Below are 22,561 nucleotides of genomic sequence, written 5' to 3'. Positions count from 1 at the left end.
AAGGCAGGAGGAACAGTGATCGGCCGGGCGGGTGGGCGGGAGGAGGACGGTATCGCGTCCACGATGCCTCTACGCGCGTAGCACTGTCGGAAGTGAAAACTTGCGGCCATACAGGCCGACGGGTCAGAACTGGGCGGTCGTACAACGTGGCTCGGGGCCCGGGAGCGGCGGAGACCGCTTCCCGAACCCCGGAAACCACGACTACGCGTCAGGCACTGCCCTACGGGGCGGTCTTGACGGTGATCTTCTTGGCGATGATGTCGGCCTTGGCCTTCTCCACCGCCGCGACGACCTCCGGCATGTTCTTGTACGCCGGGTTGGTGTCGACCAGCTCGACGCCGTCGGTGTCCAGGCCGTAGCGGACCTCACCGGTCTGCGGCTTGCCGTCCTGGACCGACTTAATCAGGTTGAAGACCGAGTCGGCGACGTCCTTGGTGGCCGAGGTCAGGATCTTGTCCTTGAACTTGGCGAGACCGGCCTGGTTGTACTGGTCGGAGTCGACACCGATGGCCCACTTGCCCGCGGTCGCGGCAGCCTCGATGGCGCCGGCACCGGCACCGCCGGCGGCGGCGTAGACCACGTCCGCGCCCTTGGCCAGCTGGCCCTGGGCGGCGGCCTTGCCGAGGTCGACCTTGGCGAAACCGGTGTAGTCCGGCGGCTGGGTCAGGTACTGGGTGAGTACCTTGGCGCTCGGGTTGGTGTCCTGGACACCCTGGGCGAAGCCCGCCTCGAACTTCTTGATCAGCGGGGTCTCGACGCCGCCGATGAAGCCGACCGTGCCGGACTTGGTGGCCTTGGCGGCGGCGACGCCGGCCAGGTAGGAGACCTGCTCCTCGTTGAACACCAGGTTCGCGACGTTCTTGTCGGTCACCGAGAGGTCGTCGATGAGGCCGAACGTGGTGTTCGGGAACTTCGGCGCGACCTTGGCGATGGCCGGGGCGTAGGCGAAGCCGACGCCGATGACCGGGTTGTTGCCCTTGCGGGCGAGCTCGGTGAGGCGCTGGACCTTGTCGGCCTCGCCCTCGCCGTCGGTGGGCTCCGCCTCGGCGCCCTTGACCTTGAGCTCCGTCTCGGCCTTGCTCAGGCCGGCGTAGGCGGCATCGTTGAACGACTGGTCGCCGCGGCCACCGATGTCGTACGCGATGGCGGCGGTGGCTTCCTTGGAATCGGAAGTGTCCGACGACTGCTTTCCGCCACAGGCGGTGGCCGAGAGGGCCAGCGCCGCGGACGCGAGGCCCACGGTGGCGATCCTGGTGATCCGGCGCAAGGGGAGGCTCCTTCAAAACCTGACCGAAGCGCCACGACCGGCGCTGGTTTCGCGGCGATCGTAACGCGCGTAGATGTCAGTTAAGAGCCCGTTCAGGAGTCGTTATCGGATCGTCGCGAACCGGACAGTGACCGATCGGTAACTCCTCAGGTCTCCAGCCCTTGTGTATCAAGGGCTGGACACCTTCGCCCGGAGCCGCTCCGGCATCGCGGCGGATTCCCGCCGCGCGTTACCGCGCGGGCCTGGCGCGCCGTCCGTCGAGGAGTGCGGCGGCCGTGAAGAACTCGACGCCGACGCCGATCGCGCTCTCGTCCACGTCGAAGTCGCCGCGGTGCAGGTCGCGCTTGGCGGTGTCGCCGGGGGTACGGACCCCCAGGCGGGCCATGGCGCCCGGGACGTGCTCCAGGTACCAGGAGAAGTCCTCCCCGCCCAGGCTCTGCTCGGTGTCCTCCACCGAGTCGGTCCCGCAGCGGACGCCCATCGCCTCGCGCAGCAGCTCGGTGACGACCGGGTCGTTGACGACCGGCGGCACCCCGCGCACGTGGTTGATCTCGAACTTGGCCCCGTGCACCGTCGCGATCTCGTCGATGGCCGCGTGGATCATGTCCGGGGCCTCGTGCCAGGCGTTCAGGTCCAGGCAGCGCACGGTTCCGGACAGTTCGGCGTGCATCGGGATGACGTTGCAGGCGTGCCCGGTCTCGATCCGGCCCCAGGTGATGACCATGCCCGAGCGGGCGTCCATCCGGCGGGCGAGGACGGCCGGCACGTCGATGGCCACCCGGGCGGCGGCCGTGACCAGGTCGGTGGTCAGGTGCGGCCGGGCGGTGTGCCCGCCGGGGCCGGAGAGGCTGACTTCCAGGCGGTCGCAGGCCGAGGTGATCGGGCCGGCCCGCAGTCCGACCCGGCCGACGTCGACGCGGGGGTCGCAGTGCACGGCGATGATTTTTCCCACACCGTCCAGCACGCCGGACTCGACGGCCTCGGTGGCGCCGCCGGGCAGCACCTCCTCGGCGGGCTGGAACAGCAGGCGGACGGGCTGGGGCAAAAGCCCCTGGCGGTCCAGGTCCGCGAGGACCAGGCCGGCGCCGAGCACGACGGCGGTGTGCACGTCGTGGCCGCAGGCGTGGGCGCGGTCGGGGAAGGTGGAGCGGTAGGCGACGTGCGTCTTGGCGTCCGGGATGGGCAGGGCGTCGATGTCCGCGCGCAGGGCCAGCATCGGCCGCACGCCGTCCCAGGTGCCCACGTCGCAGACCAGGCCCGTTCCGGACTTCAGCACCCGTGGTCGCAGGCCGGCCGTCTCCAGGCGGGCCTTGATCGCCGCCGTGGTGCGGAATTCCTGGTTCCCGAGCTCGGGGTGCATGTGCAGGTCCCGGCGGAAGGCGATCAGTTCGGCACGCAGGTGGTCCGGAAGCTTGCCGGGCAGCTCGGACCGGTCGGACGCGGCGGGCTGGGCGGTCTGGGACTCGCGGGACATCAACTGGTTCACCCGTTGAAGGGTAGGCGTACCCACCGGCCAAGTGGCTGGAGATCACCAAAAGTTCATGCCGTTAGGGGAAAGAAACCCGACCTCTGGACGCATGAGCGGTCGGGGCCGGGGGTAAACTCGCGCGCTCATCCGGCCGAGGAGGCCGCCCGGGCGGGGAGTCTGCGCACATCACGGGCCGTCTCGGTGACCCCGGCGAGGAAGCCCCGGGCGCGCGGGGAGGCCGAGCCGGTGAGCCATCCGGGGTCCACATCGCATACGGCCACGGTGACGCCGGTACCGCTCAGCGCGTACGGCAGCGTGTGGACGACCGTGGACGGAAAGCTGATGATCGTACGACCGACCGGTCCACGCCGGGCGATCAGTTCGAGCGGGAGGTCCGGTCGGACGATCTCCAGCCCGGTGGCCTCGCTCAGCGCGCGCAGCTTCTCCGGGGACTCCCGCCGGTGCGCGAAGTAGCGGGTGGCGCCGTGCTCCTCGGCGAGGGCGCGCACCGCCTCCAGGTAGCGGTCCGGCTCCACCACCCCGGTCTCGACGAGCGAGGTGCCGACCAGGTCGGCGCCGCGCGTCAGGCGCGGCGGGCCGAACCGGGCGCGGGTCCAGGAGAAGTCGTTGACCCGCAGGGTCATACCGCTGTGGGCCGTGACGGGCATCGAGGTGAACACCTCCACCCGCCGGGCCCCGCGCCCGGTGGCCCCCGCGGGCCGGAACCGGCGCCGCGCCGCGGCGGACACGGGTGCGTAGGCCAGTTCGCGGACCCGGCCGGGCAGTCCGCCGCCGCCGACCCGGTGCCACCGTACGAGGCGCTCGCCGCGGGCGGTCTGGGTGATGAACTCCATCGTGGCCGTCCCGTCGTCGACCACGACGAGCTCCTCGGCCCGGACCAGGGTGAGCAGGAGCTGGACATAGCGCGAGAAGGGGTCACCGACGACGACCGTGCGCGCCGCCCGCACATCGCGGGCCAGCGCGGCGAGCGCCTTCAGCGGGGCGAGCCCGCCGCCCCGCGCCTCCTGCCACTGGACCTGGTGCCCCTCGTCCCGGGCCAGCCCCGCCATCCGGCGCAGCTGGCCCCGGGACATCGGGTCGGTCGGGGGCAGCACCACGATCCGCAGGCCCGGCGCCTCGGGCTCGGCCCCCGCTGCGTGCGCGTGGGCGGCGCAGCGGCCGCCCTGGCCCGGGATGCCGTCGAGGAGCGGCGGCCGGGCGGCCGCGGGACCGGCGTGGCCGTGGGCCCACTCCAGGACGTTCAGGAGCTGGACCGGACTCTCGACGAACGCCAGGGCGGGGACGGGACGGGTCACGACGTACTCCTCGTCTGGAAGCGGAACTCGTACGCGGCCGGACCGGAGGTCAGACGGCTGCCAGGTCGCCCTGGAAGCGGCGGAGCTTCCTCATGGGGCCCAGCTCGGAGTCGTAGACGCGCTTGACGCCGTCGCCGAGAGCGGTCTCGATGGTGCGGATGTCGCGGACCAGCCGGGCGAGGCCGCCGGGCTCGACCGAGGCGGCCTGGTCGGAACCCCACATCGCGCGGTCGAGGGTGATGTGCCGCTCGACGAAGGCGGCGCCGAGGGCGACGGCCGCGAGGGTGGTCTGCAGGCCCGTCTCGTGGCCGGAGTAGCCGATCGGGACGTTGGGGTACTCCTCCTGGAGGGTGCCGATGACCCGCAGGTTGAGCTCCTCGGCCTTGGCCGGGTACGTCGAGGTGGCGTGGCAGAGCAGGATGTTGTCGCTGCCCAGGACCTCGACGGCGTGCCGGATCTGGCGCGGGGTGGACATGCCGGTCGACAGGACGACGGTGCGGCCGGTGGCGCGCAGGGCGCGCAGCAGCTCGTCGTCGGTCAGGGAGGCGGAGGCCACCTTGTGGGCGGGCACGTCGAACTTCTCCAGGAAGGCGACGGCCTCGGTGTCCCACGGGGAGGCGAACCAGTCGATGCCGCGCTTGGCGCAGTGCGCGTCGATGGCGCGGTACTCCTCCTCGCCGAACTCCACCCGGTGGCGGTAGTCGATGTAGGTCATCCGCCCCCAGGGGGTGTCGCGCTCGATGTCCCACTGGTCGCGCGGGGTGCAGATCTCGGGGGTCCGCTTCTGGAACTTCACGGCGTCGCAGCCGGCCTCGGCGGCGGCGTCGACCAGGGCGAGGGCGGTGCCGAGGTCGCCGTTGTGGTTGATGCCGATCTCGCCGACGACGTAGACGGGACGGCCGGGGCCGGCGGCGCGCGTCCCGAAGGCGCGGAGGCGGTTCGCGGCGTGGGGGGTGGTGGTCATGGCTGGTGGCGTCCTTCGGTTCGGGTCGGGTCGTGCGGGGGGCGCGGAGCGCTCGTGGCGAAGGGGTGCGCGCGTCCGGCGGGGTGCGGGGGTGCCGCGGCGTGCGCGGTGTGCGCGGGTACGGCGGGGTGCGCGGGCTCGGGTCGGCTCGCGGGTACGGGGGGTACGGGCCCGGGCCGGTCGGCGGGGGCGGTGGGGACGGGGTCGAGGAGGGGCGCCAGCAGCCGGGCGCGGGCCAGGTCGTGCGGGTCGTCGACCTCCAGGACCCGGGCGGGGTCGGTGGGGACGGGCAGGACGCGGCCGAAGAACCGGTGCCGGGCGGCGCGGAAGCCCGCGGCGTCCATGGCGTAGGCGGCGCCGGTCTCCAGCAGGTCCCGCGGGCGGTCCTGCCTGCGGGGCCGGTACGTCGTCTCGTGGTTGACCCCGGTCCCCTCCCCGTCGGGCCCCTCCCGCCAGAGGAAGCCGTGGAACGGGGCGGCGGTCAGCGCGGAGTCGGCCGCGCCGGAGGCGACCGCGACGGCCACGGACTCCACGTCCGAGGCGGTGACGAAGGGGCTGGTGCACTGGATGAGGAGGACCACGTCCACGGTGAGGGAGTGCAGTTCCTCGAAGGCCCCCAGCGCGTGCAGCAGGGCCGCCTCGCTGCTCGCCGTGTCGCCGGAGATCGCGGCGGGGCGGGCGATGACGTCGGCCCCCGCGGCGCGCGCGGCGGCGGCGACGGCCGCGGAGTCGGTGGAGACGACCACGTCGGTGACGGTCGGGGCGGCCAGCGCGGCCCGTACGGCGCGGGCCACCAGCGGGACGCCCGCGACCTCGGCGAGGTTCTTGCCCGGGACGCCCTTGGAGCCGCCGCGCGCCGGGATCACCGCGAGCACCCTCACAGCTCCCCCATCCGGCGGATCACCGGTGCGACGCGCTGCACGCCGTGCCGGTAGGCGCCCCGGGCCGCGTCGCGCAGGTGGGCGCGCAGCCGGCGCCGCAGCCGGGACGTGCCCTGCGTCGTGCGGGCGGCGCCGGGCAGCGGGGTGCCGTCGGGTGCCAGGTGGTGGCGGGCCAGGATGCCGGGGAGGTAGCCGGGGGCGGTGGCCGGCGTGTAGTACGGCGCGGGCGGGGGCAGCCGGGCGGCCGCCATGAGTCCGGCGAGCCGTGCGCGGGCGGCGGCGTAGGCGTCGTCGCCCGCCGGGGCCGCGCCGGCGCGGGAGTCCTCCGCGGCGGCCGCCCCGGGCTCGGCCGGGAGCGGCAGCACGCCCTGCGCCGCCAGCCACTCGGGGTCGCCCCGGGGCAGCTCCCCGGCGTCGAGGCGGTCCCAGGAGGTGAGGCAGCCGGAGCCGAGGAAGTGGTGGTTGCCGAGGGCCTCGCGGATGCCGAGGTCGGTGAGGACGGCCGTGGGGATGCCCCGGTGCAGGGATTCCAGGGCGGCGGTGGAGGAGACGGTGACCAGCAGGTCCGTGCCGTCCAGCACCTCCCCCATGTTCCCGTAGACCAGGCGGCAGTTGGTCGGCAGGCCGCCGGGTAGGCGCTGCGCGAGCCGCTGGTACGGCTGCTCCTCCAGGTGCGTGGTGTGCTCCCCGGGGCGGCTGCGCAGCTTGATCAGTACCTCCCGGTCGGGGTGCCTGCGGGCGTGGCCGGCGGCCCGTTCGAGGAGGTACACGCGGTCCGCGCGGCTCTCGGGGACCGAGGGCTGCACGGCGAAGACCACCGTGCGCGCCCGGCCCTCGGCCGCCTCCTCGTCGTACCGGGCCCCGCCCAGGAAGGGCAGCGCGGTCTCGGTGACGGCCGAGGCGTCCGCGCCGACGCCCTCGTACACGGCGCGGAAGCGCTGCGCGTCGTGGCGCGAGTTGGCGAGGACGAGGTCGGCCCCGTGCCGCAGCAGCAGTCCGTCGGCGAGCTTCTCGTAGACGACGCCGACGTAGCCGGTGACGAACACGGGGCGCCGCGCCGGGTCGGGCCACAGGGCGCGGGCGCCGTGCAGGACGGCCTGCACGGCTCCGCCGACGAGGGCGAGGACCACGACGTCGAAGCGCTCGCGTTCGATCTCGGCGAGGAACTGCGCGCAGGTCACCTCGGTCAGCCGGTCGGCCCGGACGCCCACCTCACCGAGCTGGCGCGCGGTGGGCGTGGCCCTGCCGCGCAGCAGGTGGCCGGTGAGCCGGTGGTCGGGCACGAGACGGCGGGCGGTGAGCGCGCCCCATTTCCATCGCGTATCGGAATCGGCGAGTACGGCGACGCGTTTGCGTTCTGACACGCGGCAGAAGCTATTCCGCAATTCCGGTGCTCGGCCCAACGACTGCGCAACAGCGGGTTAACAACCTGTCGACTGCGCGCGAAACCGTGCCGGTTAACTGGCCCGCCCCGCGCCGTTCACATGGAATCCGCGTCCGGGCCACAGTGAATGCCGAACGGCGGCCTATCGTCTCGCGGGTGCCCAAGCTCTCTGTTGTCGTGCCGTTCTACAACGTGCAGACATACGCACCGGATGCCCTGCGAAGTCTCGAACTCAACGCCCGGGACGATTTCGAGTTCCTGCTCGTCGACGACTGCTCGACGGACGGGACGCCCGACCTGCTGGAGCGCGCGGCCCGGGAGATCCCCGGCGCGGTGCACCTCGGACGCGGGCGCAACGGCGGGCTGGCCTCGGCGCGGAACACCGGCCTGGACGCGGCCCGGGGCGAGTACCTGGCCTTCCTGGACGGCGACGACTGGCTGGCCCCCGGCCACCTGGCCCGGACGCTGGCCGCCATCGAGGCCCTGGGCTGCGATTTCGTCCGGACCGACCATGTCCGCTGCACCGGGCGCTCGCGCAGTGTGCGGCGCGTGCCGTACGGCCCCGAGTCGGTCGTGGCCGACCCGCGCGGGGCGATCCTGCCCGTCGACCGGACCAGCTCCGTGGACTACCCGTACGCGTGGGCCGGCATGTACCACCGGCGGCTGCTGGACCGGGGGGTGCTGCACTTCACCGACGGGCTCAGGACGGCGGAGGACCGGCCCTGGATCTGGCGGCTGCACCGCGAGGCGCGGTCGTTCGCCGCGGTCGGGTCGCCCGGGGTCTTCTACCGGCGGGGCGTCCCCACCTCGCTGACGCAGATCGGGGACGAACGGCAGCTCGATTTCATCCGTGCCTTCGACCAGGTCCTGTCGGACCTGACCGCCGACCGGGAATACGATCTCCTGATCCCGAAAGCGGTTCGAACATATTGCGCGATTATCGCGCACCATTTCGGCTCCATCGAGAGGTTCGAACCGGCCGTGGCGAAGAAACTCCGTTCGATGAGCGCGGCCGCGCTCGGGCGCATGCCCCGGACCGTGCTCGACCAGGTCCTGGACTCGATGGACGCCGAACGCTCCGCGGTGCTGCGCAGGCTGCGCGGCGGCCGCCGCGCCGCCTCGGCCCCCGTACCCTTCCGGCGCACCCCGTCGGGGGCGAACGCGTGATGCCGTCCCAGCCCGCCCCGCCCGCCGCGCCGACCCAGATCTTCCTGGCCTCCACCCTCTACGGCGCCGCCACGCTGGCCGCCGGCATCGACGCGGGCAGCTTCCCGCCCGCCGGCCGGCGGATCCTGCTCACCAGCAACCACGCCGTCACCGCCGAGGTCACCCCGGGCCTCGCGGAGCTGCCGGGCTTCGACGTGCTGCGCGGCCGCTTCGACGAGGTGCTCGACTGGAACCGGGTCGTCGAGCCGCAGCACCCGAGCACCTGGGCCCCGCGCGCGGAGGACGTCCCGCTGTGGGAGCGGCAGCTGCGCGCCCTGTGGGGCCTGGGCGAGGAGCGGGTCGAGCTGGTCGTGGAGTCCCTCCAGGTCCCGCCCGCGCAGTCCCTGTGCCGGATCTTCCCGGGCGCGGCCGTCGACGTCTACGCCGACGGGCTGATGAGCTACGGGCCCACCCGCTTCCGCCTCGACCCGCAGCTCGGCATGCGGCTGCGGCGGGTGCTCCACCTCGACCTGGTGCCGGGCCTGGAGCCGCTGCTGCTGACGGAGTTCGGGGTGCGGGCGCAGCCGGTGCCGGCGGAGTCCTTCCTCAAGGTCCTCGCCGAACTCACGGACGCGGCCCCGGCGGAGGTCCTCGGGACGCCGTCGCTCCCGGGGGCGGCCGCGGCGCAGGAGCTGCCCGCCCCGGCGCTCCCGGCGCAGGGGCCGCCCGCGCTCCTCCTCGGCCAGTACCTGTCCGCGCTGGACCTGATGACCCCGGCCCAGGAGGAGGAGCTGCACGTGGCCATGGTCCGGGGCGCCTACGCCCTCGGTCACCGGGAGCTGGTCTTCAAGCCGCACCCCAGCGCCCCGGCCGCGTACTGGCGCCCGGCGCTGGAGGAGGCCGCGCGGCTCGGGGCCCGGCTGACGGTGGCGGCCGCCCCGGTGCTGGCCGAGACCCTCTACCAGCGGTTGCGTCCGGCGCTGGTCGTCGGCTGCTTCTCCACGGGCCTGCTGACCGCCGCCACCCTGTACGGGCTCCCGGTGGCCCGGACCGGCACGGACGCGGTCCTGGCCGCCCTGACCCCGTACCCGAACAGCAACCGGGTGCCGCTGGCGCTGGTGGACGCGCTGCTCCCCGACCTGGCGGACGCCGACGCCGTCCGCTCCTGGACGGCGCCCGCGCCCGCGACCGTCCGCGCGGAGACGGCCGAGCTGCTCACGGCGGTCGGGTTCACCATGCAGCCGCGGATCCTGGCGGCGCGCCGGGCGGAGGCCGAGGCCTACCTGGCGCGTCGTCTCGGCCCGCGCACCCGGCGGTACTTCACCCGCCGCCGGCTGACCGCGCTGGGCCTGCCGGGTGGCGTACCGGCCACGCTGGCGTTCCTGCCCCGCAACCGCGCGGTGCGCCGGGTGGCGCGGCGGGTGCGCCGGGTCCTCAGCTGACGGCGAGCTTGGCCGCGAAGCCCAGGAAGAGCACGCCCGCCGCCGAGGTGGCCCCGGCGGACAGCCGCTTGCGGCGGCGGAAGGCGGCGGACAGCCGGGTGCCGGTGAAGATCAGCGTCGACAGGTAGAGGAAGCTGGCCAGCTGGGTGAGCGCCCCCAGCAGCAGGAAGGACAGCGCCGGGTACGCGTATCCCGGGTCGACGAACTGCACGAAGAAGGACAGCAGGAACAGGATCGCCTTCGGGTTGCACAGGCTCACCACCAGCGCCCGCCGGTAGGGCCGCTCGGGGCCGCCGCCGGCCGGCTCCTCACCGGCCAGCAGTTCCTCGCGCCGTGCCGTGCGGTCGCGCCACATCGCCCACGCGGCCCGGATCATCCCCACGGCCAGCCAGGCCAGGTACCCGGCGCCGAGGAATTTCACCACGGTGAACAGCAGCGGGCTCGCCTGGAGCAGCGCGCCGGCGCCCAGGGCGGTCAGCACCATCAGGACCGCGTCCCCCGTGAAGACTCCGGAGGCGGCCTTGTAGCCCTCCTTCACCCCGCGGCGGGCGGCGACGGACAGCACGTAGAGGGAGTTCGGGCCCGGCAGAAGAATGATCAGCACCAGGCCGGCGAGATACGTCGGAAGATCGGTCACACCCAGCATGGGCAGGAGTGTCCCATGGGGACACACCTGTCGTGGGAGTGATGTTCACCATGCGGGACCGGCGGGCTCGTACGTCCCCCAGACCTCCCGCAGCGCGTCGCACACCTCCCCGACCGTGGCCCGCGCCCGCAGCGCCTCCTTCATCGGGTACAGCACGTTGTCCGTCCCGGCCGCCGCCCCGCGCAGCGCGTCCAGCGCCCGGGCCGCCGCGGCCCCGTCCCGCTCCGCCCGCAGCCGCGCCAGCGCCTCGCACTGGCGGGACTCGATCGCCGGGTCCACCCGCAGCGGCTCGTAGGGCTCCTCCCGGTCCAGCGCGAAGCGGTTCACCCCGACCACCACCCGCTGCCCGCTCTCCGTCTCCCGCGCGATGCGGTAGGCGTTGCGCTCGATCTCGGCCTTCTGGAAGCCGGCCTCGATGGCCGCGACCGCGCCTCCCAGGTCCTCGACGCGCCGCATCAGCGCCAGGGCGGCCGCCTCCAGGTCGTCGGTCATCCGCTCGACCGCGTAGGACCCCGCGAACGGATCCGCCGTGTGCGGCACGTCCGTCTCGTGCGCCAGGACCTGCTGGGTGCGCAGCGCGAGCCGGGCCGACTTCTCGGTCGGCAGGGCGATCGCCTCGTCGAAGGAGTTGGTGTGCAACGACTGCGTGCCGCCCAGGACGGCGGCCAGGGCCTGCACGGCCACCCGTACGAGGTTGAGTTCCGGCTGCTGGGCGGTCAGCTGGACGCCCGCGGTCTGGGTGTGGAAGCGCAGCATCAGCGACTTCGGGTCCCGGGCCCCGAACTCCTCGCGCATGACGCGGGCCCAGATCCGCCGGGCCGCGCGGAACTTCGCGACCTCCTCCAGGAGGGTGGTGCGGGCGACGAAGAAGAAGGAGAGCCGGGGGGCGAACTCGTCGACGGCCATACCGGCGGCCAGCGCGGTGCGGACGTACGCGATGCCGTCCGCGAGGGTGAAGGCCACCTCCTGCACGGGCGAGGCCCCCGCCTCGGCCATGTGGTAGCCGGAGATGGAGATGGTGTTCCACCGGGGCGTCTCGACCCGGCAGTAGCGGAAGGTGTCGGCCGTCAGCCGCAGGGAGGGCGCGGGCGGGAAGATGTACGTCCCGCGCGCGATGTACTCCTTGAGCACGTCGTTCTGGACGGTCCCGGTGAGCTGACCGCCCGTGACGCCCCGCTCCTCGGCCACCAGCTGGTAGAGCAGCAGGAGCGGCGCGGCGGGCGCGTTGATGGTCATCGAGGTGGAGACGCGGTCGAGCGGGATCCCGTCGAAGAGGGTCCGCATGTCGTCGAGCGAGTCGATCGCGACCCCGACCCGGCCCACCTCGCCGTGTGCGAGCGGGGCGTCGGAGTCGTAGCCCATCTGGGTCGGCAGGTCGAAGGCGACGGACAGTCCGGTGCCGCCGCCCGCGATGAGCCGCCGGTACCGCTCGTTGGACTCGGTGGCGGTGCCGAAACCGGCGTACTGCCGCATGGTCCACGGCCGACCGGTGTACATGTTCGGGTAGATGCCCCGGGTGTAGGGGAATCCTCCCGGTTCGCCCAGTTCCTCCATCGGGTCCCACCCCGTCAGGTCCTCGGATCCGTAAACAGGTTCGATCGGGATTCCGCTTTCGGTACGTGCCATGCGTGACCTCCGTGGAGCAAGCGGTGCCCGGGGCTGATACAACCTCTGCCAGCCACCGCTGCGTAAGAGTGCGAACGCCCCCTGGTCACAATGGCGCAACATCCCGGGACCCCGTGCAACTCTCCACGCGCGCCAGGCATCACCTACATACACGACGTTGAAATCGGGGGACTGCCAATGCACCGCCAAAGAGTCATAATCCGCACGCTCGGGTTGGCCACCGCCGTCGCGCTCGCCGCGACCGCCTGCGGTCCGCAGAAGGCGGAGTCCGCGGGCTCCTCCTCCTCGGCTCCGTCCGCGCCCACGGCGGACGCCTCACCTTCCGCCTCCCCGTCCACCGACGCCAAGCCCGGTGACGCCTCGCCGTCGGCCTCGCCATCCGCTTCGGCCTCCACCTCGCCGTCCGCTTCGGTCAAGCCCTCGCCGACGGTGAAGCAGGTCATGGCCAACGGCGACGACAGCGAGCAGGTCCGCGAGCTCCAGGCCCGCCTGAAGCAGCTCAAGCTGATGACGGTCGCGCCGACCGGCTTCTACGGCTCGAAGACCACGGCCGCCGTGAAGGCCTTCCAGTCGAAGAACGGCCTGACCGCCACCGGTTCGGTCGACGAGCCCACCTGGAAGAAGATCCAGGCCGCCACCAAGAAGCCCACCGCCGACGAGCTGCGCCCGCCGGTGGTCAACGAGGCCGACGCCCCTGACCCCCGCTGTATGGAGGGCCGGGTCATGTGCATCAGCAAGGAGAGCCGCACCCTCGCCTGGATGATCGACGGCAAGGTCGTCTCCACGATGGACGTGCGCTTCGGCTCGGAGAACACCCCGACCCGTGAGGGCGTGTTCAACGTGGGCTGGAAGGCCAAGGACTGGACGTCGACGATCTACCACACGCCGATGCCGTACGCGATGTTCTTCAGCGGCGGCCAGGCGGTGCACTACTCGGCGGACTTCGCCGCCCGCGGATACAACGGCGCCTCGCACGGCTGCGTGAACGTCCGGGACAAGGGGAAGCTGTCGGCGCTCTTCGACCAGGTTAAGGTCGGCGACAAGGTCGTCGTCTACTGGTGAGGCCGGGCCGACCCGGCTGCGGGTCGGACGTAAGGGGCGCGGGCGGGACCGGGGGAACGTGCCCCGCCCGCGCCAGTTGCGCAGAGCCCAGGGGTACGGGGGGAACCCCGGCTCATGCGCGGCCGATGACCAGTCGGCTCGCTACGTACTGCGCCACCGGTTCGAAAAGTGTTACAGGCGTGTCAGCGGATGCGTCAGCACGCGTTCCCCCGTACGTGCCGGCCGCTCCCCGGCCGCGTCAGCGGCGGTCGCGCACCGCCCCGGAATCCTGCAGCCGGCCCGGGGAGGGCGTCGGCGCCAGCAGGACCCCGGTCTCCCCGCCCGGGCCCGCGGACGTACCAGGAGCGTCGCCGCGGGTGTGGGACACGCCGTCCAGGACCGACTCGCAGAAGTGCGCGATCTCGCCCCGGCTGCCGGCCAGGTCCGAGAGGCGCTTGCGCCGGTCGTCGTTGAGGTGGCCCGCCCGGTAGTCCTCGCACAGGATGCGCGCGCGCAGCCGGCTCTCCCGGTCCCGCTCGCGTTCCCGCACGGTGCCGTCCGTCAGGCCGTTGCGGGCGCCGTCGCGCTCGTCCTTGCCGCCCTTGCCGCCCTGGACGCCCTTGCCCGCCCCGCTCGTCGCCGCCGGGTCCTGGGAGGCCCCCGCGGCGGGTTCCCGGTCCGTGTACGTACGCTCCGTCGCCTCCGGGGTCCGGCCGTCGCCGAAGAGCCCCGGGGCGGAGGCGTCGGCCCCCGGAGGCGACGGAGTGGGCCCCGGCGGCGGGACGAGGGCCGGGTCCTCGCTGCCGGCCGGGACCGGGGCGCCGTCGGCGCTGACCGACAGCGCCGGTCCGGGCCCCGCGGTGTCGTGGCGCGGCACGTCGAGCAGTCCGGCTCCCGCGGCCGCGGCCAGCCCGCCGACCGCGACGCTCGCCAGAGCGGCCGCCAGTCCGAAGCGCACGGCGCGCCGGCGCCGGGGCGCGGGGATGAGGAGGCCGATCTCGACCAGCTGCCCAGGGGGCGCGGCTGTCCCGGGCCGGCCCGCCGACGCGGGCGCCGCGGCGGGCCGGGCGGCGCGGTAGGCGGCCAGAGCCGCCGCTTCCCCGGGCAGTTCCCCGGGGGGCGGAGGCGGTCCGGCCAGGGCGTCGAGCGCGGCGCGGAGCCGGGCGGCCTCGGTCCGGGCGCGGGGAGCGGCGGCCGGGCCCACAGGTTCGACCGGCTCGCCGCGCAGCAGTCTGTCCGCCGCGGCCCTGTCCAGCCACCTGTCGCGCTCGTCGGCCATCACATGTCCTTCTGCGTCCGCCAACGTGAATGCGTCACACCGGTTTGTTCTACGAGGCCCCCGCCGTGGCCACGCTGCGCGGGTACGGCGTCGAGATCCCTCCCGCCCCCGCCGTCCCGAGTCCGGCCACCGGCATTATGGCCGACCGGAGCTCCACCTTCCGAGTCCGTCTCAGCACCCGGCCCGAAGTCGCCCTGCGCGTCCTGCGCCCCGAGCAGCTCGGCCAGCCTCTTCAGGCCCCGGTGCGCGGCGGTCCGTACGGCGCCGGGGCGCTTGCCCAGGGTCTCGGCCGCGCTCTTGGCGTCCAGTCCGACCACGACCCGCAGCACGACGGCCTCGGCCTGGTCCTGCGGGAGCTGGGCGATCAGCGCCATGGTCATACCGGTGGAGAGGGCCTCCATGGCCTCGCCGGCGGTGTCGCAGTCGGCGGCCCGGCCGGTCAGCTCGGTCTCGTCGCCGCCGATGGCGGGCCGGCGGCCGCGCATGCGGATGTGGTCGAGGGCGCGGTTGCGGGCGATGCGCGCGGCCCAGCCCCGGAAGCGGTCGGCGTCGCCGGTGAAGGAGTCGAGGTCGCGGGCGATCTGCAGCCAGGACTCGGAGGTCACGTCCTCGGCGTCGCCGTCCCCGACGAGCGTGCGTACGTATCCGAGCAGGCGTGGGTGCACGGCGCGGTACACAGTCCGGAACGCGTCCTCGTCGCCGTCCTGTGCCGCGAGCACCGCGGCGGTCAGCTCCGCGTCGTCCCCCAGCAAAGTCCCCAACCCGTTCACTGTCCTGTACGTGTGGCGCAAATCAGCACGTTACGGCTTTCAAGTACCTCTCGTCCACGAGTTGTACAACCAGCAACCAATCCTGCGCGGAGCGGGGTGTGACACAAAACGCACTCGGGGCGCTGACAGGGGTACGGGCTTGTCGCACGAGCCCGTGACGGATGGCGACCGGGGCCTCTCCTGTGGGGGGTGGCGGCCTCGGTCGTCCTCCCCTCTCCGCACACCCTCGCACCTCCATCCTCCGGCACCGGCCCGGGGCCGCCGCCCCCGCCTCCCGCCCCGCCTCCCGCCCCGCCTGCCGCCCGCCCTCCGCCGCGTCCCGACGCCGTGCCCTTCGCCGTGTCCCCGCTGTACGTTCCCGTTCTGGGCCCCCGCAACACGGCGTCGGCGGCCGCCGCGTCATCCTTTCGGCTCACTTCCGGGTGAAATATCCGTATGGGTACGACACTCCCCACCCCTCGTCGATAGCGTGGCGGTACACCCGCGCCGCGCCCCGAGGAGCCCCCTGCTGTCCAGCCCCCTTCCGGCCCAGGCCCGCGGCGGCTCCGACCCCGCACACGGCCCCGGACTCGCGCGGTTCAACGCCCTCTCCCCCGAGACCGCCCAGGCCGTCCTGCTGCACTGCTGCGGAAGCCGCCGCTGGGCGCACCGGCTGGCCGCCCACCGCCCCTACCCCGACACCGGCGCGCTGCTCGCCGCCGCCGACGAGGCCTCGTACGACCTCTCCCAGGCCGATCTGACGGAGGCGCTGGCCGGCGAGTCCTCGGAGGAACTGGGCCACGGGGCCCCGTACGCGGCCCTGCTGGCCCTCGACGCCGCGCACGCCGCGTACGAACGGAAGTTCGGCCACGCCTTCGTGATCTGCCTGGACGGGCATCCGCCGGAGGAGCGGGCGGACCAGCTCCTGGGCGCCATCCGGCGCCGCATGGGACACGAGGTGGACGAGGAGCGCGCGATCTCCGCCGATGAGCTCCGCCGCGTCGCGCAGGCCAGACTGGCCGATGTGACACGCTGGCTGACCTCGGCAGATGGACTGTCCGCGGCGGAAATCGGACTATTCGCCCCTGTGGGATAGTCCGTCCGTGCCTGTTTGATCACACCGACGGCCCCCGCGCGAAGGAACCGACAAAGCGTCGCTACGATGTCCGGGGCCGGAGGACCGTACCCGGCCGGGCCCGACCGACAACGAAGCCGGCTGGCCCCCGCCCCGCTTCCGGAGGGTTTTCCGTGCCGGCTGGAACGTTGTACCGCGGCCGGGAAGGAATGTGGTCCTGGGTGGCTCATCGAGTCACCGGCGTCCTCATTTTCTTCTTCCTGTTCGTACACGTCCTCGACACCGCACTCGTCCGCGTCTCTCCCGAGGCGTACGACGATGTCGTGGCTACCTACAAGACTCCGATCGTCGCGCTGCTGGAGTACGGCCTCGTCGCCGCAATCCTGTTCCACGCGCTCAACGGTCTCCGTGTCATCGCTGTGGACTTCTGGTCCAAGGGCCCGCGCTACCAGAAGCAGATGCTCTGGACTGTCGTGAGCATCTGGATCGTGCTGATGGTCGGGGCGCTCTACCCCGTCCTGGGCCACGCCTACCTCGAACTGTTCGGGAAGTGACACGTATGTCTTCTGACACTTCTTCCGCCCAGGCCATCGGCGACGTGGAAGGCGCGAGCCTCTACGACACCGACAACCCGGCGCCGTACATCGAGGCCCCGCGCAAGCGGACGTCGAAGACCCCGCGCTCGACCCGCGGCAACTTCGAGATGGCCGCGTGGCTCTTCATGCGCCTGTCGGGCATCGTGCTCGTCGTCCTCGTCATCGGCCACCTGCTGATCCAGCTGGTCCTCGACGGCGGCGTCTCCAAGATCGGCTTCGCCTTCGTGGCCGGCCGCTGGGCGTCCCCGTTCTGGCAGATCTGGGACCTGCTGATGCTGTGGCTGGCGATGCTGCACGGCGCCAACGGCCTGCGCACCGTCATCAACGACTACGCGGAGCGCGCCAACACGCGGCTGTGGCTGAAGGGCCTGCTCTACACCGCCACGGTGTTCACCATTCTTCTGGGCACGCTGGTGATCTTCACCTTCGACCCGAACATCCGCTAGGCAACGGGGCTGAGGCGAAACCAATGAAGATCCACAAGTACGACACCGTCATCGTCGGCGCGGGCGGCGCGGGCATGCGCGCCGCCATCGAGGCGACGAAGCGCAGCCGCACCGCCGTGCTGACCAAGCTCTACCCCACCCGCTCCCACACGGGCGCCGCGCAGGGCGGCATGGCCGCCGCGCTGGCCAACGTGGAAGAGGACAACTGGGAGTGGCACACCTTCGACACGGTCAAGGGCGGTGACTACCTGGTCGACCAGGACGCCGCCGAGATCCTGGCGAAGGAGGCCATCGACGCCGTCCTCGACCTGGAGAAGATGGGCCTGCCGTTCAACCGCACCCCGGACGGCACCATCGACCAGCGCCGCTTCGGCGGCCACTCGCGCAACCACGGCGAGGCGCCGGTCCGCCGGTCCTGCTACGCCGCGGACCGCACCGGTCACATGATCCTCCAGACGCTGTACCAGAACTGCGTCAAGGAGGGCGTGGAGTTCTTCAACGAGTTCTACGTCCTGGACCAGCTCATCGTCGAGGTCGACGGCGTCAAGAAGTCGGCCGGCGTGGTCGCGTACGAGCTCGCCACCGGCGAGATCCACGTGTTCCAGGCCAAGGCCGTCATCTACGCCTCCGGCGGCACCGGCAAGTTCTTCAAGGTGACCTCCAACGCGCACACCCTCACGGGTGACGGCCAGGCGGCCTGCTACCGCCGCGGCCTGCCGCTGGAGGACATGGAGTTCTTCCAGTTCCACCCGACGGGCATCTGGCGCATGGGCATCCTGCTGACGGAGGGCGCCCGCGGTGAGGGCGGCATCCTCCGCAACAAGGACGGCGAGCGCTTCATGGAGAAGTACGCGCCGGTCATGAAGGACCTCGCGTCCCGTGACGTCGTCTCGCGCTCCATCTACACCGAGATCCGTGAGGGCCGCGGCTGCGGTCCGGCCGGCGACCACGTGTACCTGGACCTGACGCACCTGCCGCCGGAGCAGCTCGACGCCAAGCTCCCGGACATCACCGAGTTCGCGCGCACGTACCTGGGCATCGAGCCGTACACGGACCCGATCCCGATCCAGCCCACCGCGCACTACGCCATGGGCGGCATCCCGACCAACGTCGAGGGTGAGGTCCTGCGCGACAACACCACCGTCGTCCCGGGCCTGTACGCGGCCGGCGAGGTCGCGTGCGTGTCGGTGCACGGCGCGAACCGCCTGGGCACCAACTCGCTGCTGGACATCAACGTCTTCGGCAAGCGCTCGGGCATCGCGGCGGCCAGGTACTCGCAGGAGAACGACTACGTCGAGCTCCCCGAGAACCCGGCCTCCCTCGTCGAGGAGCAGGTCGAGCGGCTGCGCAACTCCACGGGCAACGAGCGGGTCGCCGACCTGCGTCTGGAGCTCCAGGAGACGATGGACGCGTGCGTGATGGTGTTCCGTACGGAGCAGACCATCAAGACCGCGGTCGAGAAGATCGCGGAGCTGCGCGAGCGCTACAAGAACGTGTCCGTCCAGGACAAGGGCAAGCGCTTCAACACGGACCTGCTGGAAGCCATCGAGCTGGGCAACCTGCTCGACCTGGCCGAGGTCATGGCCGTCTCCGCGCTCGCGCGCAAGGAGTCCCGCGGCGGTCACTACCGCGAGGACTACCCGAACCGCGACGACGTCAACTTCATGCGCCACACCATGGCGTACCGCGAGGTCGGAGCCGACGGCTCGGACTCGATCCGGCTCGACTACAAGCCGGTCGTCACGACCCGCTACCAGCCGATGGAGCGTAAGTACTGATGGCTACCCCGACCCTGGACAAGATGGAAGCGGCGGCCGCGGCCTCGCCGTACATCACGGTCACCTTCCGGATCCGCCGCTTCAACCCCGAGGTCTCCGACGAGTCCCAGTGGCAGGACTTCCAGATCGAGATCGACCCGAAGGAGCGCGTGCTCGACGGTCTCCACAAGATCAAGTGGGACCTCGACGGCACGCTGACCTTCCGGCGTTCCTGCGCACACGGCATCTGCGGCTCCGACGCGATGCGGATCAACGGCAAGAACAGGCTCGCCTGCAAGACGCTGATCAAGGACATCAACCCGGAGAAGCCCATCACGGTCGAGGCCATCAAGGGCCTCACGGTGATGAAGGACCTCATCGTCGACATGGAGCCCTTCTTCCAGGCGTACCGGGACGTCATGCCGTTCCTGGTCACCAAGGGCAACGAGCCGACGCGTGAGCGCCTGCAGTCCGCCGAGGACCGCGAGCGCTTCGACGACACCACCAAGTGCATCCTGTGCGCCGCGTGCACGTCCTCGTGCCCGGTGTTCTGGAACGACGGCCAGTACTTCGGCCCGGCGGCGATCGTCAACGCGCACCGCTTCATCTTCGACTCGCGCGACGAGGCCGGCGAGCAGCGGCTGGAGATCCTGAACGACAAGGACGGCGTGTGGCGCTGCCGCACGACCTTCAACTGCACCGACGCGTGCCCGCGCGGCATCGAGGTCACGAAGGCGATCCAGGAAGTCAAGCGCGCCCTCATCACGCGCCGCTTCTGATCCCTGCGCACACCGAAGGCCCCGCCCCCGGAGACCACTCCGGGGGCGGGGCCTTCGGCGTTCCCGCACCCGGGCGACCGGGCCCCGGCCCGCGTCCCGAGCGCCTCGCGCCGTTCGCTTGAACTTGTTCAAAAAAGGCCCTAGAGTCAACGACGTCAGCAGTTGAACACGTTCAAAGGGGGCTGGGGACTATGGACCTCACCGTGGTCGCGTACGTCATCTACCTGCTCATCAGCATCGGCCTCACCGTCTGGGTGGCCCGCACCCTCAGCCGCAACGGCCGGGTCTTCATCGGCGACGTCCTCCAGGGGAACGAGAAGCTCGCCGACGCCGTCAACCAGCTCCTGGTGGTGGGCTTCTACCTCGTGAACATCGGCTTCGTGACGCTCTACCTCCGCTCGGGCGAGGACATCGTCAACGCCCGCGACCTCTTCGACGCCCTGTCGGTCAAGCTCGGCGTCGTCCTGCTGGTCCTCGGGGTCATGCACCTCGGCAACGTCTGGGTGCTGAACAGGATGCGCCGCCGGGGGATCATGGAGCGCCGGCAGACCCCGCCCGTCGCCCCCCAGGGGTGGACCGCCCCGGCCGGAGCCTGAGCGGTGACGGCCGCGGTCAAGGGACTGACCGTCCTCTACGACGCCCACTGCCCGCTGTGTGTGCACATCCGCCACTGGCTGATCGCACAGCCCCAGTTGGTCCCGCTCACCCTGGTCCCCGCCGCGTCCCACGACGCGCGGTGGCGGTACCCCCGGCTCGACCACGCCTCGACGCTCAAGGAGATCACCGTCATCGGGGACTCCGGGCAGGTGTGGACCGGTACCGACGCCCTCGTCGTGTGCCTGTGGGCCCTGGCCGAGCACCGGCAGAAGGCCGACTGGCTCGCCACGCCCGCCGGACGGCCCTTCGCCCGGGCCGCCATGCACACCGCCGCGAGGTGGCGGCAGGCGGTCCGGGGCGGGGAACTCCCGCAGGACCCCCGGGCACCGGCCTGTGACGACCAGTGCTCCGTGCCCGGATAGGCTCGTGCACCGTGACTGATCAGAAGGCTCCCAAGAGCGAGCAGACCCGCACGCTCATCCTCGAAACCGCGCTCCGCCTCTTCCAGGAGCGCGGTTTCGACAAGACGACGATGCGGGGTATCGCGAAGGAGGCCGGCGTCTCGGTCGGCAACGCCTACTACTACTTCGAGTCGAAGGAACACCTGGTCCAGGGGTTCTACGACCGGATCGGCGCCGCCCACCAGGCGGCGGTCAGGCCCATCCTCGACCAGGAGAGCGACCTGCAGAAGCGGCTCGCGGGCGTGCTCACGAGCTGGATGGACATCGCCGCCCCGTACCACGAGTTCGCCTCTCAGTTCTTCAAGAACGCGGCGGACCCGGAGAGCCCGCTCAGCCCGTTCTCCCCCGAGTCGGAACCCGCGCGCCAGGCCGCCATCGCCATCCACCGCGAGGTGCTGGCCGGCGCGAAGACCAAAGTGCCGGCCGAACTCGCCGACGTACTGCCGGAGCTGATGTGGCTCTCGCAGATGGGCCTGGTCCTGTACTGGGTCTTCGACCGGTCCCCGAACAGCGAGAAGACGCGGCGGCTCGCCGAGCGCGGCGCGCAGCTCACGACGCGCGGCATCGTCCTGGCCCGGTTCCGGGTGCTGCGGCCGCTGGTGCGGGAAGTCCACGAGCTGTTCGCGGACTTCCTGCCCGGCATGGCCCAGGCGACGGCCTCCCGCAAGAAGGCGTCGGCCCCGGACCCCGTCTGACGGAGCCGCCCCGGGCCGCGACCGCCGGCCGGGCCCGGTCGGGTTCGGTCAGGCCTGGTACGAGGCGAGCTCGACGACGGTGATGTCCGAGGGCGCGCCGACCCGGACCGGGGGTCCCCAGGCACCTGCCCCACGGGACACGTACAGCTGGGTGTCGCCGTAGCGCTCCAGCCCGGCCACGGTGGGGTTGGCCAGCTCGGCCAGGTAGTTGCCGGGCCAGAGCTGACCGCCGTGGGTGTGGCCGGAGAGCTGGAGGTCCACCCCGTGCCGGACCGCGTCGTGGATGACGACCGGCTGGTGCGCGAGGAGCACGGCGGCGCGGGAGCGGTCCCGGTCGCCGAGGGCCGCGCCGAAGTCCGGGCCGCTGCCCTCGGCCTCGCCCGCGATGTCGTTCACGCCCGCCAGGTCGAAGTGCGGGAGCGCGCGGCGGGCGTTCTCCAGCGGGTTCAGGCCGAGTTCGCGGACGTGGTCGACCCATTGCTCGGCGCCGGAGAAGTACTCGTGGTTCCCCGTGACGAAGTACGTGCCGTGGCGGGCGCTGAGGTGGCGCAGCGGTTCGGCGGCGGGGCCGAGGTCGTGGACGTCGCCGTCCACGAGGTCACCCACGATGGCGATGAGGTCGGGCTGGGTGCGGTTGACGGTCTCGACGATGCGCTGCGCGTGGGCGCGGCCCAGGACCGGTCCGAGGTGGACGTCGCTGACGACGGCGATCCGGAAGCCGTGCGCCGCGCGCGGCAGCTTGGCCAGGGGGACCCGCACCCGCCGTACGCTCGGGCCGCGCAGCACCGTGTGGGCGCCGTTCCCGACGGTGGCGATAGCCACGGCGGCCGCGGCCCCGCCGACCGTGCGCGCCACGAACCGGCGGCGGGTCAGCTCGCCCGCGCCGGCGCCCGCGGACACCGCCGGCTCCTCGGGGGCGGGGCCCGCGGGGGAGGCCGTGGACACC

Annotated in this window: 21 protein-coding genes and 1 pseudogene; 11 read left to right on the top strand and 11 right to left on the bottom strand. The window is 72.3% G+C overall.

All coding sequences use genetic code 11. From position 1 onward, the window contains the following. Nucleotides 1-220: 220 nt before the first annotated feature. From ACFWUQ_RS08465 to ACFWUQ_RS08440, 6 genes and pseudogenes are all read right to left on the bottom strand, one after another. Nucleotides 221-1,267, bottom strand: coding sequence for a BMP family protein (locus tag ACFWUQ_RS08465; protein ID WP_384534663.1), 1,047 nt, complete (start codon nucleotides 1,265-1,267; stop codon nucleotides 221-223). A gap of 229 nt (nucleotides 1,268-1,496) precedes the next feature. Beyond that, the gene (locus ACFWUQ_RS08460) at nucleotides 1,497-2,741 is read right to left on the bottom strand and encodes an amidohydrolase (RefSeq protein WP_384534822.1); all 1,245 of its coding nucleotides are present in this window, start codon (nucleotides 2,739-2,741) and stop codon (nucleotides 1,497-1,499) included. 137 nt (nucleotides 2,742-2,878) lie between these two features. Continuing rightward, a complete protein-coding gene (locus ACFWUQ_RS08455) occupies nucleotides 2,879-4,051 on the bottom strand; it encodes a hypothetical protein (protein WP_384534661.1) in 1,173 nt (390 codons plus the stop codon). A 49-nt stretch (nucleotides 4,052-4,100) separates the two neighbouring features. After that, nucleotides 4,101-5,015: an N-acetylneuraminate synthase family protein gene (locus ACFWUQ_RS08450; protein WP_384534659.1), complete on the bottom strand. Its 915-nt coding sequence runs from the start codon at nucleotides 5,013-5,015 to the stop codon at nucleotides 4,101-4,103. Nucleotides 5,016-5,176: 161 nt separating this feature from the next. Further along, a pseudogene (locus ACFWUQ_RS08445) lies at nucleotides 5,177-5,890 on the bottom strand (cytidylyltransferase domain-containing protein); the annotation flags it as partial. A gap of 2 nt (nucleotides 5,891-5,892) precedes the next feature. Next, a complete protein-coding gene (locus ACFWUQ_RS08440) occupies nucleotides 5,893-7,260 on the bottom strand; it encodes a DUF6716 putative glycosyltransferase (RefSeq protein WP_384534656.1) in 1,368 nt (455 codons plus the stop codon). A 176-nt stretch (nucleotides 7,261-7,436) separates the two neighbouring features. On the opposite strand from ACFWUQ_RS08440, the gene ACFWUQ_RS08435 reads away from it, so the two are divergent. Both ACFWUQ_RS08435 and ACFWUQ_RS08430 read left to right on the top strand, forming a co-directional pair. Next, the gene (locus ACFWUQ_RS08435; RefSeq protein WP_384534653.1) at nucleotides 7,437-8,447 is read left to right on the top strand and encodes a glycosyltransferase family 2 protein; all 1,011 of its coding nucleotides are present in this window, start codon (nucleotides 7,437-7,439) and stop codon (nucleotides 8,445-8,447) included. After that, nucleotides 8,447-9,868, top strand: a complete 1,422-nt coding sequence (locus ACFWUQ_RS08430; protein WP_384534650.1) for a polysialyltransferase family glycosyltransferase — start codon at nucleotides 8,447-8,449, stop codon at nucleotides 9,866-9,868. Before ACFWUQ_RS08435 ends, ACFWUQ_RS08430 begins: the two co-directional genes overlap by 1 nt. On the opposite strand, the gene leuE is transcribed toward ACFWUQ_RS08430, so the two are convergent. Beyond that, nucleotides 9,861-10,514, bottom strand: coding sequence for a leucine efflux protein LeuE (gene leuE / locus ACFWUQ_RS08425; protein ID WP_384534647.1), 654 nt, complete (start codon nucleotides 10,512-10,514; stop codon nucleotides 9,861-9,863). The genes ACFWUQ_RS08430 and leuE overlap by 8 nt on opposite strands. A 45-nt stretch (nucleotides 10,515-10,559) precedes the next feature. Then, nucleotides 10,560-12,140, bottom strand: coding sequence for a methylmalonyl-CoA mutase (locus ACFWUQ_RS08420; RefSeq protein WP_384534644.1), 1,581 nt, complete (start codon nucleotides 12,138-12,140; stop codon nucleotides 10,560-10,562). 177 nt (nucleotides 12,141-12,317) lie between these two features. Here ACFWUQ_RS08420 and ACFWUQ_RS08415 point away from each other — a divergent pair, with 177 nt between their 5' ends. Then, nucleotides 12,318-13,202, top strand: a complete 885-nt coding sequence (locus ACFWUQ_RS08415) for a peptidoglycan-binding protein (protein ID WP_384534642.1) — start codon at nucleotides 12,318-12,320, stop codon at nucleotides 13,200-13,202. Nucleotides 13,203-13,440: 238 nt separating this feature from the next. Here the strand turns inward: ACFWUQ_RS08415 and ACFWUQ_RS08410 are convergent, their stop codons facing one another. Together ACFWUQ_RS08410 and ACFWUQ_RS08405 are read right to left on the bottom strand one after the other, a co-directional pair. Next, nucleotides 13,441-14,460, bottom strand: a complete 1,020-nt coding sequence (locus tag ACFWUQ_RS08410; protein ID WP_384534640.1) for a hypothetical protein — start codon at nucleotides 14,458-14,460, stop codon at nucleotides 13,441-13,443. After that, entirely contained in the window at nucleotides 14,460-15,212 is a 753-nt protein-coding gene (locus ACFWUQ_RS08405; RefSeq protein ID WP_384534819.1) for an RNA polymerase sigma factor, read from the bottom strand. Before ACFWUQ_RS08405 ends, ACFWUQ_RS08410 begins: the two co-directional genes overlap by 1 nt. Nucleotides 15,213-15,699: 487 nt before the next feature. Here ACFWUQ_RS08405 and ACFWUQ_RS08400 point away from each other — a divergent pair, with 487 nt between their 5' ends. The 8 genes from ACFWUQ_RS08400 (at nucleotide 15,700) to ACFWUQ_RS08365 (ending at nucleotide 21,615) form a co-directional block, all read left to right on the top strand. Then, nucleotides 15,700-16,305: a 2-oxo-4-hydroxy-4-carboxy-5-ureidoimidazoline decarboxylase gene (locus ACFWUQ_RS08400; RefSeq protein WP_384534638.1), complete on the top strand. Its 606-nt coding sequence runs from the start codon at nucleotides 15,700-15,702 to the stop codon at nucleotides 16,303-16,305. A 152-nt stretch (nucleotides 16,306-16,457) separates the two neighbouring features. Further along, nucleotides 16,458-16,838 (top strand): succinate dehydrogenase, cytochrome b556 subunit, encoded by a 381-nt coding sequence (gene sdhC / locus ACFWUQ_RS08395; protein ID WP_384534635.1) that lies wholly within the window; start codon nucleotides 16,458-16,460, stop codon nucleotides 16,836-16,838. 5 nt (nucleotides 16,839-16,843) lie between these two features. Further along, nucleotides 16,844-17,326, top strand: coding sequence for a succinate dehydrogenase hydrophobic membrane anchor subunit (locus tag ACFWUQ_RS08390; protein ID WP_384534633.1), 483 nt, complete (start codon nucleotides 16,844-16,846; stop codon nucleotides 17,324-17,326). A gap of 23 nt (nucleotides 17,327-17,349) precedes the next feature. Continuing rightward, nucleotides 17,350-19,104, top strand: coding sequence for a succinate dehydrogenase flavoprotein subunit (gene sdhA / locus ACFWUQ_RS08385; RefSeq protein ID WP_384534630.1), 1,755 nt, complete (start codon nucleotides 17,350-17,352; stop codon nucleotides 19,102-19,104). Continuing rightward, a complete protein-coding gene (locus ACFWUQ_RS08380) occupies nucleotides 19,104-19,862 on the top strand; it encodes a succinate dehydrogenase iron-sulfur subunit (protein WP_384534627.1) in 759 nt (252 codons plus the stop codon). Before sdhA ends, ACFWUQ_RS08380 begins: the two co-directional genes overlap by 1 nt. A 191-nt stretch (nucleotides 19,863-20,053) precedes the next feature. Continuing rightward, on the top strand, nucleotides 20,054-20,458 hold the full coding sequence (locus tag ACFWUQ_RS08375; protein WP_384534625.1) for a hypothetical protein: 405 nt from the start codon (nucleotides 20,054-20,056) through the stop codon (nucleotides 20,456-20,458). Between the two features lie 3 nt (nucleotides 20,459-20,461). Beyond that, nucleotides 20,462-20,881 carry a thiol-disulfide oxidoreductase DCC family protein gene (locus tag ACFWUQ_RS08370; RefSeq protein ID WP_384534622.1) on the top strand — a complete coding sequence of 140 codons (420 nt, stop codon included), beginning with the start codon at nucleotides 20,462-20,464 and terminating at the stop codon, nucleotides 20,879-20,881. 11 nt (nucleotides 20,882-20,892) lie between these two features. Continuing rightward, nucleotides 20,893-21,615, top strand: a complete 723-nt coding sequence (locus tag ACFWUQ_RS08365) for a TetR family transcriptional regulator (RefSeq protein WP_384534619.1) — start codon at nucleotides 20,893-20,895, stop codon at nucleotides 21,613-21,615. Nucleotides 21,616-21,663: 48 nt separating this feature from the next. Here ACFWUQ_RS08365 and ACFWUQ_RS08360 read toward each other — a convergent pair. Further along, a partial coding sequence (locus tag ACFWUQ_RS08360; protein ID WP_384534617.1) for a metallophosphoesterase occupies nucleotides 21,664-22,561 on the bottom strand: 898 nt, incomplete at its 5' end.

The sequence above is a fragment of the Streptomyces sp. NPDC058662 genome (assembly GCF_042716255.1).
In the GTDB taxonomy this organism is placed as follows: Bacteria; Actinomycetota; Actinomycetes; order Streptomycetales; family Streptomycetaceae; genus Streptomyces.
The sequence above is the reverse complement of the archived record's forward strand: the minus strand, read 5'-3'. Positions and strand labels throughout refer to the sequence as shown.